This is a genomic window from Arthrobacter sp. ISL-72 (genome assembly GCF_018613755.1).
Lineage (GTDB): Bacteria > Actinomycetota > Actinomycetes > Actinomycetales > Micrococcaceae > Arthrobacter.
Window position 1 is genome coordinate 63,679 of record NZ_JAGGPP010000033.1, and the last position, 12,384, is coordinate 76,062.

The 12,384-nt window shown below is 60.7% G+C and carries 12 protein-coding genes; 9 read left to right on the forward strand and 3 right to left on the reverse strand.

The window, feature by feature from the left end; all coding sequences use genetic code 11:
* Window positions 1-7: 7 nt before the first annotated feature.
* The 3 genes from J7I92_RS20990 (at window position 8) to J7I92_RS21000 (ending at window position 2,098) form a co-directional block, all read left to right on the forward strand.
* Complete coding sequence (locus tag J7I92_RS20990; protein WP_214843643.1) at window positions 8-706, forward strand: ThuA domain-containing protein; 699 nt, start codon at window positions 8-10, stop codon at window positions 704-706.
* Complete coding sequence (locus J7I92_RS20995; protein ID WP_214843645.1) at window positions 691-1,812, forward strand: Gfo/Idh/MocA family protein; 1,122 nt, start codon at window positions 691-693, stop codon at window positions 1,810-1,812. The genes J7I92_RS20990 and J7I92_RS20995 overlap by 16 nt, the downstream gene beginning before the upstream one ends.
* Before the next feature lie 94 nt (window positions 1,813-1,906).
* Window positions 1,907-2,098, forward strand: a complete 192-nt coding sequence (locus tag J7I92_RS21000) for a hypothetical protein (protein WP_214843647.1) — start codon at window positions 1,907-1,909, stop codon at window positions 2,096-2,098.
* A gap of 336 nt (window positions 2,099-2,434) precedes the next feature.
* On the opposite strand, the gene J7I92_RS24720 is transcribed toward J7I92_RS21000, so the two are convergent.
* On the reverse strand, window positions 2,435-2,665 hold the full coding sequence (locus J7I92_RS24720) for an aminotransferase class I/II-fold pyridoxal phosphate-dependent enzyme (RefSeq protein ID WP_214843649.1): 231 nt from the start codon (window positions 2,663-2,665) through the stop codon (window positions 2,435-2,437).
* Between the two features lie 113 nt (window positions 2,666-2,778).
* Window positions 2,779-3,474, reverse strand: a complete 696-nt coding sequence (locus J7I92_RS21010; protein ID WP_214843651.1) for a GntR family transcriptional regulator — start codon at window positions 3,472-3,474, stop codon at window positions 2,779-2,781.
* Between the two features lie 201 nt (window positions 3,475-3,675).
* Between J7I92_RS21010 and J7I92_RS21015 the strand changes: the two genes are divergently transcribed.
* The 3 genes from J7I92_RS21015 (at window position 3,676) to J7I92_RS21025 (ending at window position 7,425) form a co-directional block, all read left to right on the forward strand.
* A complete protein-coding gene (locus J7I92_RS21015) occupies window positions 3,676-4,662 on the forward strand; it encodes an ornithine cyclodeaminase family protein (RefSeq protein WP_214843653.1) in 987 nt (328 codons plus the stop codon).
* A gap of 124 nt (window positions 4,663-4,786) precedes the next feature.
* Entirely contained in the window at window positions 4,787-6,214 is a 1,428-nt protein-coding gene (locus J7I92_RS21020; RefSeq protein WP_214843655.1) for an MFS transporter, read from the forward strand.
* An 8-nt stretch (window positions 6,215-6,222) separates the two neighbouring features.
* Complete coding sequence (locus J7I92_RS21025) at window positions 6,223-7,425, forward strand: amidohydrolase family protein (RefSeq protein ID WP_214843657.1); 1,203 nt, start codon at window positions 6,223-6,225, stop codon at window positions 7,423-7,425.
* A gap of 330 nt (window positions 7,426-7,755) precedes the next feature.
* On the opposite strand, the gene J7I92_RS21030 is transcribed toward J7I92_RS21025, so the two are convergent.
* The gene (locus J7I92_RS21030; protein WP_142036849.1) at window positions 7,756-7,959 is read right to left on the reverse strand and encodes a cold-shock protein; all 204 of its coding nucleotides are present in this window, start codon (window positions 7,957-7,959) and stop codon (window positions 7,756-7,758) included.
* A gap of 685 nt (window positions 7,960-8,644) precedes the next feature.
* Between J7I92_RS21030 and J7I92_RS21035 the strand changes: the two genes are divergently transcribed.
* The 3 genes from J7I92_RS21035 (at window position 8,645) to J7I92_RS21045 (ending at window position 12,341) form a co-directional block, all read left to right on the forward strand.
* Window positions 8,645-10,042, forward strand: a complete 1,398-nt coding sequence (locus J7I92_RS21035) for a plasmid pRiA4b ORF-3 family protein (RefSeq protein ID WP_214843659.1) — start codon at window positions 8,645-8,647, stop codon at window positions 10,040-10,042.
* Between the two features lie 249 nt (window positions 10,043-10,291).
* The gene (locus tag J7I92_RS21040; protein WP_214843661.1) at window positions 10,292-10,858 is read left to right on the forward strand and encodes a recombinase family protein; all 567 of its coding nucleotides are present in this window, start codon (window positions 10,292-10,294) and stop codon (window positions 10,856-10,858) included.
* A 694-nt stretch (window positions 10,859-11,552) separates the two neighbouring features.
* Complete coding sequence (locus J7I92_RS21045; protein ID WP_214843663.1) at window positions 11,553-12,341, forward strand: 5'-nucleotidase, lipoprotein e(P4) family; 789 nt, start codon at window positions 11,553-11,555, stop codon at window positions 12,339-12,341.
* Window positions 12,342-12,384 lie beyond the last annotated feature (43 nt).

Consider the following 12,384-nt stretch of genomic DNA (forward strand, 5'->3'; position numbering starts at 1 on the left):
ACATCACATGACTGAAACTAAGAATGCTTTGGTGGTGCGCGGCGGCTGGGACGGCCACCAGCCCGTCGAAGCCACGGACCTGTTCATCCCGTTCCTGCGGGAGCAGGGATTCAACGTCCGGGTGGAGGAGTCGACGGCGGTGTATGCGGACGCTGGCTACCTCGCCGGCGTGGACCTCATCGTGCAGTGCAACACGATGACCACCATCGAAAAGGCCGAGTTCGAGGGGCTGCGGTCCGCGATTGAGGCCGGAACGGGAATGGCTGGCTGGCACGGCGGCATCGCTGATTCATACCGGAACAATTCGGACTACCTGCACCTGATCGGCGGACAGTTTGCCTGCCATCCGGTCAAGGACCACGGCGAGCTGCACGGGGACGCCACGGACAATTTCCGGACGTACACCGTAAACATGCTGCCGGCCGCGGCGGAACATCCGATCACCGCGGGCATCGGCGACTTTGAACTCTTCACCGAGCAGTACTGGGTGCTCACCGACGACTACATCGACGTCCTGGCCACCACCACGCTCCCTGCCCGCGAAAAGGACGCCTGGCACCGGGACGTTGTCGCGCCGGCTGTGTGGACGCGCTCGTGGGGCGAGGGCCGGATCTTCGTGGCCACTCCCGGCCACAGCGTGGAAATCCTCAAGGACAACAACGTCCGCACCATCATCGAAAGGGGCATGCTGTGGGCCAGCCGCTAGCAAAGACAGGACCGGAAGCCGCACCGCTGCGGATTGGGATCGTGGGCTGCGGGAACATCATCGCTGCCTACCTCGCAACCTTCCCGAGGCTGGCCACGGTCCGCCTGGTGGCCGTCGCGGACCTCGATTTCGCCCGGGCGGAGGCCGTGGCTGCCGGGCAGTCCGGCGTACGCGCGCTCAGCGTGGACCAGTTGCTGGCCGACCCTGAGGTCGACCTGGTCCTGAACCTGACGATTCCCGCCGCCCACGCCGGGATTGCCTTGCGGGCGATCGCCGCCGGCAAGGCTGTTTATGGCGAAAAACCGCTGGCTGCCACCACTGACGAGGCCCGCAAGGTGCTTGAAGCTGCAGCGGCGGCCGGAGTCGTCGTCGGCTGCGCGCCGGACACCGTGCTCGGGACCGGGATCCAGACCGCTCGTAAGGCGATCGACGACGGCCTGATCGGGGCGCCGATCTCGGCCACCGCCACCATGGTGACGCCGGGACACGAGCGCTGGCATCCGCACCCGGATTTCTACTACCTGCCCGGCGGCGGTCCGCTGCTGGACATGGGGCCGTACTACGTCTCCGCGCTGGTCACCTTGCTGGGTCCCGTCGCGTCCGTGATCGGCGCGGCGAGCCACACCCGCGGCAGCCGGACCATCGGCACCGGGCCGCGCGCCGGGGAGACCGTGCCGGTCAGCACGGACACGCACGTTACGGGGGTGCTGGTGCATGAGTCCGGTGCGCTGTCCACGCTGGTGATGAGCTTCGACGCCGTGGCCACCCAGTCTGCCAACCTGGAGATCCACGGGGAAAGCGGTTCGCTGATTGTGCCCGATCCCAACCATTTCGACGGCGACGTGAAGCTCCGGTCGCTGGGCGGCAGCGACTGGGAGGTGCTTCCGGTTTCGGCCGGGTACGCGGATTCAGCCCGTGGCTTCGGCCTGCACGACCTGGCCGGGACTCCGGCCGGAAGCGAGCCGCGGGCCGGCGGGCAGTTGGCCTTCCATGTATTGGAGGTGATGGAATCCGTGCTGGAATCCGCAGCCCTGGGGCAGGCCGTGAAGGTCGCGAGCTGGTGCGAGCGGCCGGAGGCGGTGCCGCTGACGAACGTCAGCCGCTAGGGCGTTCTCCTTACGTGATCCTTTGGAGGGGCAGGGCTCTCGCCTAATTCCCTGCAGTCGCAAAATTGTCGGTGGCTGCTGGGATGCTGTAGGTATGGAAAGCAGAGCAGCTGTGGAGGCGATGGAGGGCATCGAGTCCTCCATCGCTGCGCTGGTGATTGTGTCCGCAGCACGGCCGGCGAGGTGGCCCCGACCGGTGTTCCAGCGGGCGCGGATCCCGCCGGCGGGGATCCGGCGGGTCTTGATCCGCTTCGGGATCAGGCCGATGCGTTCCTGGACGGCCTGACCGAGGTGGGCAGGATGGAGGCCCGGCTGGCCGCGCTGAAGGTGCACCTGGCCACCGGCTACGCCGCCGCTGCGGAGGCGATCGCATCCCCGGCGGTGTCCCCGCAACACCAAAACGATGGAACATGCATTGAATGTGGAAAACCCATAGCTTCAGCGCGCACGGCAGGAGACGCGGAAGCATTATTCGTTTGACTGTTCTTATTAACCGCTTCAGACCAGTGAGAACGCGCATCTCGCCTTAGGAAGAAATGCCTCGCAACTACTTCAGCTCCGGTTGTTTCAAGCCGATAACGGGGTTATGTAAAGCTGTACTCTGCGTATCTCATCAGATGAATCAATCAGCTGCCTCGGTGTTGCGCCGGTAATGCTCCGCTGATGAACGAACGAACGCCTGATCCCCCTGCATTGCCGCAAGGGCTGCCCGCTGGGCGGGCCCGTTCGCGCAGCTGGTGGTGGATTCGTGCACTGCACGGAATGTTCCGTCTATTTCCGCAGGCAGTACCAGATAACCTATGCGTGCACCGGTCAGAGCATAGGTCTTGGACAGCGAGAACACGCTCAACACGCGGTTGTCATCACGTCAAGCTGAACTACGCCCTAGCCCGACATCTGTAACCAGCTTGCGGAATCAGTATGGTGATGGCTAAGAAGTAGAGGCTGATCCCTTTTCCCCGATATTCAAGCCTGCGGCAGCAGTTTCGCCACAATGGGCATCGAGTCGTGCCGGCTTTGCTCCACGTGGGCGAAGGCAAGGGCGCCGGCAAGTTCAACCTGTCCTTCAGCAATAGCCTTGCACAGGGCAAAGTGCTCCCGGTGGAGTCCAACCTGATCCCGATCTGTGACGATGTGGAACAGTCGACGCACCCGGCCCTCTACTGGTGACATGAGGCCCTTGAGCAGCGTGCTGTTCGAGACGAGCAGGATCTCCTCATGAATTCTTGAGTTGACGTTCGCTATGAGTACTTCGTCTCGTGCTGCGATTGCTTTCTCAGCTTTGGCCAGCGCCGCGTCCAAGCCGTCAGTCACAGCACCCTTGGCGCACTCGGCAGCCGCCAGCCTCGCGGCGAGTACCTCCAGGCTGGCTCGGACATCGAAGAGTTCCTCGACATCACGGACTGTCATCTGGGTCACTACGGCACCTCGACGGGGCATAGATCGGATATACCCCTCACTCTCCAACTGCGGCAACGCCTCCCGGATGGGGATACGGGAGACTTGTAGTTCCTCGGCCAGTTCTCGTTCCCTGATCCGGGATCCGGGAGTGAGGGTTCCGTCGATGATCCGCTCCCGAAGCCATTGGTAGATGCCATCAGAGAGGGACTCGGCATCGTTCTGCTCCAGCCAGGTACCGTTCCTGGTCCCCTCGGTCGACATTTTCGGGTCTCCTGTCCGAAGTTGGTTCATTGCTCTTCACAGTCATCCTATGGGAGTCCGACCTGACGGTTTGTGTATACCAGACTTAGATCGGTTGGCCTGAAAGGCCGATTTTCTTTACCTAGACCATTGTTTGGCATACCAAACTGGAATAAAGTGATGGACACCACCTGCTAGTACTTTTTCAAGCCGGAGAGTTTCGTGACACTTTTTTTAACAGCGTCCCAGCTGGAAGCGGCAACAGACATGTCTTCAACCATCTCGGCCGTTGAAAGCATCTTTAAGGACATCGCTGAAGGAATGGCCCATCAGCCTTCACCAGTAGCGATGCAACTTCCGTCATCGGATGCGAACTTCATTGTGATGTCCGGGCTGGCAGCAGGGCCTGGCCTGGCTGCAGTGAAGCTGCTTTCCGACATACCCTCAAATTTCGACAAAGGGCTACCAACCCAACGTTCGACAATCCTGCTTACTGACCAGAGGACGGGAGAACCTCTGGCTGTACTGGACGGCAAAGTTCCCACCCGGGTGCGAACGGCAGCCGCCAGTGCCGTTGCGAGCAAGCACTTGGCCCGCCGCGGCAGTACCACTCTAGGGTTGGTTGGCGCAGGTACCCTCGCAGTGGCACACCTGGAGGCGATGCTGCTCGTTCTGCCGATTGACACGGTAATCGTGTGGTCCCGGAGCGCCTCAACTGTTCGCACCTTTCAAGAAGCAACAGCACATCACGGCATCAAAACCTTGCAGGTATCCTCGCCGAGGGAGGTCGTGGAGGCATCTGATGTCGTTTGCACCCTTACCCCATCCGAGAGCCCGATACTTCACGGGGAATGGTTCATGCCAGGCCTTCACTTGAACGCGGTCGGTGCACGCCCCCGTGCTTCCCACCGCGAGATAGATGCCAAAGGAATGGCTGGTGCACGAGTGTTTGTCGACAGCATGGATACGGCACGCATCAAGTCAGGTGACCTTCTTCTGGCCGTCAGGGACGGCACCATGGAGCTGTCCGATGTTGCCGGGGAACTTGGCGGCGTAATCGCCGGTACTACTCCCGGACGAGCGGATGACTCCGACATCACTTTGTTCAACTCAGTCGGGGTAGGGTCGCTGGATCTGGCCATCGGCCGCCTTCTCTTCGACGCCGCACAGGAACGTGGACTCGGTCTGACCGTCGATATGTCGTCCTGACGAATCGAAGGCATTTTCCTCTCACAGCGGCACCCTGCCGCGAAAATCCAACCAAGCTCAACAGGAACCATCTGATAAGCGAGGATCAGCTCGATCCTCAACTACCCGAAGCGGTGATGGAATTATGAACTCTGCAGCTGCACAAGGCTTACTCTCCCGAATGGAGAGCATGCCGATATCAAAGCCTCACTACAAACTCGCCCTGATTGGCGGCCTCGGCCTACTCTTTGACGGCATGGATGGCGCCTTAGTCTCGTATATCCTGCCGGTCATTACGCCACTGTGGCACCTTCAGGGAGCACAAACAGGACTCATCGGCAGTTCTCTTCTCATCGGCATACTGGTCGGGTCCCTGACCGCCGGTGTTGTGGGCGACCGAATCGGCCGGCGAAAAGTGATGATGTACGCCCTGGCTCTTTATGCAGTCGCCACCCTTGCCGCCGCGGCATCTCAAAATTGGGAGATGTTCTTTGCCTTCCGGGTAATCGCGGGGATCGGCATAGGCGCCGAAGCAGCCATTATTCCCACATTCATTTCGGAGTTCATTCCCGCGGCCAAACGTGGCCTCTTCGTGGGTTCAGTGGCTGGCTTCTTCTCCCTCGGATATGTGTCGGCGGCGCTGCTCGGAACATTTGTTGTAGCCGGCAGCCCCGAAGGCTGGAGGATCGGCCAGGTCATCACCGCCGTTCCGGTTCTGATGTTGCTCTGGTGGCGGCGGATCCTGCCCGAATCACCACGCTGGTTGATCAGCAGAGGCCGCTATCAGGAAGCAGAAGCCACCGTTGATGCATTGGAACGCGGGGTCCTGCTGACGCACACAATGAAACAAGCTCCCGCAACCTCTCACTCGGCAACCACAGCAGCCGATGAGTCCATCCAGCGGCCGCCGCTGTTCCACTTCCCGGAACTCTTCAAAAATGGCAATGGCCGGCGGACTGCCGTGCTATGGCTCCTATGGATGTCGGTCACTTTCTCGTTCTACGGCTTCTTCGTCTGGATCCCGTCACTTCTCGTCGCCAACGGCATGACCATGACAAAAAGCTTCACCTACACCCTGATCATCACCATCGCCCAAATTCCCGGATACTACAGCGCCGCCTACCTCAATGAGCGGCTCAGCCGAAAGATCACAATCGCGTCTTATCTGGCTGGTGGAGCAACTTCAGCCTACTTATTGTCGACCGCGCAGGACAGCGCCCAAATCCTCATCTTCGGCTGCTTCCTGTCGTTCTTCATGAACGGCTGCTATGCCGCCCTATACGCCTACACTCCTGAGGTCTACGCCACCAAACTTCGGGCTACGGGCATGGGCACTGCATCAGCGGTAGGGCGCATCGGGGGCATTGCTGCCCCCATCATCATCGGGGCAAGCTACACACAACTCGGTTTCGGCGGAGTCTTCACCCTGGTCATGTCTGCACTCTTGATCGCCGCCTTCGCTGTCCTGGTGTTCGGCGTCAACACCAGGGGAAGAACGCTGGAAGAGATCAGCGAAGCAACAGTCATCGAACCCCGTCACGACCAGGCCCACGCGCAGCCCGTTAACAAATAAGGACAACAGTGAACCTTCCGAACCTACTGGCAAGCGCGGACGACAAAACCATGGCTATCCGCAACACGTCCCTCTTGGATACACGGACGGGACAAATGTTCAAGGACCAAACCGTCGTGGTCCGCGGACCACGTATAGAAGTCGTCGGGCAAGAAACCAGCATCCCACCAGGAGCAAAAACGCTAGATGGCAGGGGGATGACCCTGATGCCCGGCCTCATCGACGCACACAGCCACGTGATGCAAGTCTCCGGGAACTTCAATGACCTGCTCGAGTGGTCGCCGTACTATATAGGCGCCCGAGCAGCTGATGTCCTCAAGGACATGCTGCAGCGCGGATTCACGACCACCAGAGATATGGGCGGGGCTGACGCCGGCATAGCAAGGGCTCTGGAGGAAGGGTTAATTGAAGGCCCGCGCCTCAAATTCGGTGGCCCCATCATTGCCCCCACAGGCGGCCATTCGATGACAAAAGTCTGCGACGGCGAGGTGGAACTACGCCGAGCCATCCGCAAGGAACTTCGGGACGGAGCCGACCACATAAAGCTAACCGTCAGTGGAGGCGTCATCTCCAAGATGCGCATGGAGTCCCTCGGCTTCACCGAAAAGGAACTCAAGGCAGCCGTCGAAGAAGCCCATATGGCCCACCGCTACGTTGGGGCGCACGCGTATACCGCAGAAGCTGTAAACAGGGCTCTGAGATGCGGGATTCGCAGCATCGAACACGGAAACTACCTCGATGACGAGAGTATCCGTCTGTTCCTTGAAACGGACTCCTACTACGTCCCCACCTTAGCAACCTACTGGTACCTAACACAGGAGCCCCATTTCAGCGCCCTGCCAAAAGACAAACAGTCAAAACTCCAAGGCGTCCTTGACGCCGGTCTCGACTCACTGGCCCGGGCAAGTGAAGCAGGAGTCAAGATTGCCTACGGCACTGATCTGCACGGAGCCGGGCACAAACATCAACTGATGGAACTAACACTGCGCGCCAAGGTCCAACGGCCCAGCGACATACTCAGGTCCGCCACCGTAGTCGGAGCGGAATTGCTGAATATGGCTGGGCAAATCGGGGAGATTCGGGCCGGCGCCCTCGCGGACCTACTAGTTGTTGATGGCAACCCCCTCCAGGACATTGACGTACTAAGGAAGCCCGGGGCACTTAAGGTGGTGATGATCAACGGCAGGCTAGTGACAAACCAGCTTTCATAACAGCACAAGTTCAATCCGCCCAAGCGCCGACCGGATTGTCCGCCGCCTGCAGACAGGTGTGTTGCCCGTCCCTCCAAAGAGGTTCAGCGCGAAACTTTGAGCGCGATCGGCTCGGGCTCCCAAGTGGACAAACTCCGGGTCAACAGCGGTTGACCGGAGGTTGTGTGTGGCCGAACCTGAAAATTGTTAGGGAGTTGGTGGACATTCGGAGCGATTGCCTTTTGGCTGGGGGTCTTCGTTGTGGTCAGGACGCTATGCGTGCGGCAACGGGGTTGGGGCGCAAACAGAGAAGCTGGCCGGTTTGTAGCCGGCCAGCTTTCTGAGAACCACTTAGAGCGGCTGGATGTTCTCCGCCTGCGGACCCTTAGGGCCCTGCGTGATGTCGAACTGAACCTTCTGGTTCTCGTCCAGGGAGCGGTAACCGCTGGATGCGATTGCTGAAAAATGTGCGAACACGTCAGCGCTTCCGTCGTCGGGGGCGATGAAACCAAAGCCCTTTTCGGCGTTGAACCACTTGACCGTACCTGTTGCCATGCTTTTTTCCTTCACGGGTCGCGGGCCGGATCCGCTTGTCGGATTGCCGTCCCCGCCACTCACATGATGAGCCTATGTGCCAGTGCCGGTGCGGGCAACAGATTGGTCAAAAAGCGGAACCTGGATGAAGCGGCCGGCCCCACTTCCCACGGGCGGCTGCTCCGAGGGTTCTGGACCCACGGCCTCCAGGGAGATGATCCCAGCGACTAGTCATTCTCCAGAGCGTCCAACCCGGCACGCATGGACTGGACACCCGAACCAGCGGCTCCGTCCCTTCTGTGCCTGTTGTTGGCTTCAGGAGTTGCGGGTGTTTTCAGGGCCTTCGGAGCTTTTTACTGTGTCTCATAGAGACCGCTGCCGCCGGCGGAGTGCCTGGTCCCGGTCCGCGTTGGGTTTGGCCTAAACGGCTTCGCTGTCCCCCATGTGGTCAAGGCCCTGTGCCAGGACCTCCCGGCACTCCCCGGAATCGTAAAACCGCCTATGGTCTTCCCCCGAGGACGAGCGGCAGATAACCGACCTTCTGCCCAGCGGCTTTAAAACGAAAAAGGGACTCCCCCGGTCTGTTTTGGATTGCCGATTATCAGGTAACGCCTAAGTCATTTAGGGCCTGAACCAGCGGTAGCACAGCGGACGCCGCGAGTCAGGACCGGGGTCTCGCCCACGCTGAGACTGGCAGGATAGTGCTGTGACGATACGTGCTGCAGATGAAGATCCCGGGTCGATGTTGCTGCGGGTGGAAGTCTCGATCGTGGGAAGTGAACCGGCCATCTGGCGGCTCCTCGACATCGACCCTTCCCTGACTCTGGACAGGGTCCACGAAGTCCTTCAAACGGCCGTCGGATGGCGGGATTCGCATCTGCATTCTTTCACCGACACCGACCCCTATGTTCGCCTGCGCACCGTCAACGGGCATATCCGCGAACCACGGCGCTGGGTCCCCCTGGACCTGCTGGAAGACACCGACGGCGACCTGCCCGAGACGGACTCGGCTCTAGGCCAGATCCTCACAACCGGTTCCGGTCCCCTGTTCTATGAATATGACTTCGGAGACGGCTGGATCCACCGCCTGGAACTCACCGGAAACCCCCCCATGCCGGCCAACGCCCCAAGGGCGCGGCTCCTGAACGGCGCACGGCGGGCCCCGCTGGAAGATTCCGGCGGCATCGGTGGCTACCACGACATGCTCGACGTCCTCGCCGATCCCGGCCACGAAGAGCACGAAGACCTTCAGGCCTGGGTTGCCTGGATAGCCGGGCCATGGCAGGAATTCGATCCGGACCAACTGGACATCGATGCGGTGAACAACGAATTGGCACTGCTGTTCCCTGCCCCCTCTGCCAACGAACACGGACGCGGAAGCGAGTCACTGACCCAGGAACTCACGAACCGGATGTCTCCCGGACTGCGACACGAATTCCGTTCATTCCTGCACGCCGCCGGCCTCGACGGGCCCGCAACGGTCGAAGCAGACGTTGCCGTGGCGATGACCGCCCCCTATCTCTGGCTCACCCGCCGCATCGGGCTTGACGGTCTATGCCTCACCGCTGCCGGGTGGCTACCGCCGGCCGTAGTCCGCGAAGCAATGACAGAACTCGGGTGGGCCAAGGACTGGATCGGCAAAGCCAACCGCGAGGACCAGACCCTGCCCGTCCTTCAGCTGCGCGAAAGCGCCCAGCGGCTCGGCCTGATCCGCAAAATCAAAGGCAAGCTCGTCCTCACATCCGCCGCCAAGCGGCTGCTCGATGATCCCGAAGGGCTTTGGCTCTTCCTCGCCAAATCCATCGCCCATCGGCACCGCCATGATTCCGAGCGCGACGCGACGCTGTTACTCCTGCTCGAAGTCGCCGCAGGGAAACGAACCGAATGGGCCGACTACCGTGAAGCCGTCGCCTTCGGCCTCGGAGCACTCGGCTGGAGCACCCGCTCCGGAGCCGAACTGGAACCGAACACGGTCCAAGCAATCCTCGTCAACGCCCACGAAGTCCTCCTGAACCTCGGCATCTTCAACGACCGCTTCGGGCTCAAAGCAAACACCGTCAAGGCACCAGGGCAAGCCTTCGCCCGCGCAGCACTCCATTCATAACCACTCATAACCAGCAACTCACCGACCCCGCGGCGACCCGCATCCTCCGAGGCGAGCAAGCTTGAAGCTGGCTGCGAAGTTAAGCGTTCCGGCAATGAGAGGCCTTCGCCGCCCATATAGTGACCAAAAATATCGTCATCCCTGAACTGTGAAAGCCCACCCTGACATATCAGTAGCCGCGCGGGTCTTGACTTTCTTCTGGGACGGGCCTAGAACTCAACCTGACAGGTTGAGGGTTGGAGACGCAGAATGGCTGGACAGCGGATCGGGTATGTGCGGGTCAGCACGCTGGACCAGAACGAGAAACGCCAGCTCGAAGGCCAGGTTCTGGACAGGGTCTTCACGGACAAGGCCTCCGGCAGAGACACCGCCCGACCCCAACTCGCGGAGCTTCTGCGATTTGCCAGGGACGGTGACACCGTAGTTGTGCACAGCATGGACAGGCTTGCCCGCAACCTCGATGACTTACGTGCTCTCGTCCAAGGCCTCACCAGCAAGCGCGTACGGGTGGAGTTCGTCAAAGAGAGCCTGGTCTTCACTGGCGAGGACTCCCCCATGGCCAACCTCATGCTTTCGGTCATGGGGGCCTTCGCTGAATTCGAACGTTCCCTCATTAGGGAACGCCAAAGGGAAGGCATCGCCCTGGCTAAACAACGCGGCGCCTACAAAGGCCGGAAAAAGACCCTCACGCCGGAACGGACAGCCGAACTGGTCACGCGTGCCGGAAGCGGTGTTCCGAAAGCGGTCCTTGCCCGTGACTACGGGATCAGCAGGGAGACGGTCTACCAGTACCTGCGCCACGCAAAGCTGGAGTGAACCACTCCCCCTGCCGGCGGCGTCCTTGTGCCGCAGCCCCCCGTGGCCGCTGTAGCTTGACTGAATCCTAATTATCGGCGTTCAAAGCGCGGGAGTAGCAGTAGTAGCGAGGCGATTACGGCTCGTGATGCCGGTGCTGCAGGGTCCCGATTCGAGCGGTGTACCGGGCACTCTGGATGAGCCAACGCGGGGTATTGAACGCTTGTTCAACCTCCGCTAGTGTCCTCCATATGAGTTTGATCACAATGAGCGAGAAGCCAGCGAACAAGAAGCGACTCGTCGCCACCCGAGTTTTCGGGCACGCGCTGACTAGTTTGAAATGCAGCTTCGCCGGCATGCGCACAACCCGCAGGCGCGGACAGCACGTGGTGCTTCGCTCTGATGGGGCCGGTCGGGAAATTCCGACGGAGCCAAGTACCCCAGCGTGGAATGAGGCCGTGATCTACGTCGACACCGCCGGTGCCTGGAACGGGCCCACGGCGGCCATCTAAGGCGTCATCGAGACCCTGCGTGGGGTCGCCCGAGGCTACCGCGACCTCGACAACTACCGCCTACGAGCACCACTCGCCGCTGACGGTCACCACCACGGGGAACACCTACCCGAGCTCAATGGTGAGGGCCAGAAACCTCACTACATGTTTTTAACCGATCAAGTCCATCTTGCTGAACAAGGAGATCCACCTTGAAGAGACCCATGAGCATTGCCTACGCCAGTATCGCCGTTGTATCCATGCTGGCCGCGGCCGGTTGCGCCACCGGCCAGGGCGGTAAGGATGCGGAGGAGAGCCCCAACTCCGAGAACTGTGCGGTACAGGAACATGCGATGGGTCTGCGCTGGCAGCAGCAAAGCGCCGAGGCACAGGCACTGCAGTCCCAGACCTATCGGCTCGCCGGTGAGCGCCTCGCGGAGAAGGTCAAGCAAGCCAAGTCCGAGAACCTCGCGATTGTCACTGATCTGGACGAGACCGCAATCGACAACACCGAGCTGTTGGCCCGCGACATGACCGCCTGCCACGACTACAGTGTCTGGGATACCTGGGGCCACTGGGAGCTCGAGGGTTCACCGTCCGCAATCCCGGGCGCCGCCGAGTTCTTCCACAAAGCCGATAAGATGGGCGTCTCGATCTACTACCTCTCCGACCGAACCGAGGAGAACCTCGATGCCACCATCGCATCGCTGAAGGGCCTGGACTTCCCCCAAGTATCGAAGGACCATGTAATGTTGCTAGGCCCATCAAAGGAGGAGCGGCGTACCAAGATCCAGCGGGAACACGAGATCGTCATGCAACTGGGCGATACACTACATGACTTCGCTGGGGACTACGCCAGCGCCGATCTAGACCAACAGCGACAGCTCGTCGAAAAAGACGCTGAGCACTTCGGCGGCGACTGGTTCATCCTGCCCAATCCAACCTACGGCTCCTGGGAAGATGCCGAGCTCGACGAGTGGGACGCCGAACTGGAAGTCAATAAGTCTTCCTGATGCCTTCTCCGCGTCCTTCGCAATGTCGGCCAAGAGGGCGCCC

Excerpts from the sequence above, each read along its gene's own strand:
- J7I92_RS20990 (WP_214843643.1), top strand. The coding sequence starts at position 8 with ATGACTGAAACTAAGAATGCTTTGGTGGTGCGCGGCGGCTGGGACGGC.
- J7I92_RS21000 (WP_214843647.1), top strand. The coding sequence starts at position 1,907 with ATGGAAAGCAGAGCAGCTGTGGAGGCGATGGAGGGCATCGAGTCCTCC.
- J7I92_RS21010 (WP_214843651.1), bottom strand. The coding sequence starts at position 3,474 with ATGTCGACCGAGGGGACCAGGAACGGTACCTGGCTGGAGCAGAACGAT.
- J7I92_RS21020 (WP_214843655.1), top strand. The coding sequence starts at position 4,787 with ATGAACTCTGCAGCTGCACAAGGCTTACTCTCCCGAATGGAGAGCATG.
- J7I92_RS21030 (WP_142036849.1), bottom strand. The coding sequence starts at position 7,959 with ATGGCAACAGGTACGGTCAAGTGGTTCAACGCCGAAAAGGGCTTTGGT.
- J7I92_RS21040 (WP_214843661.1), top strand. The coding sequence starts at position 10,292 with ATGGCTGGACAGCGGATCGGGTATGTGCGGGTCAGCACGCTGGACCAG.
- J7I92_RS21045 (WP_214843663.1), top strand. The coding sequence starts at position 11,553 with ATGAGCATTGCCTACGCCAGTATCGCCGTTGTATCCATGCTGGCCGCG.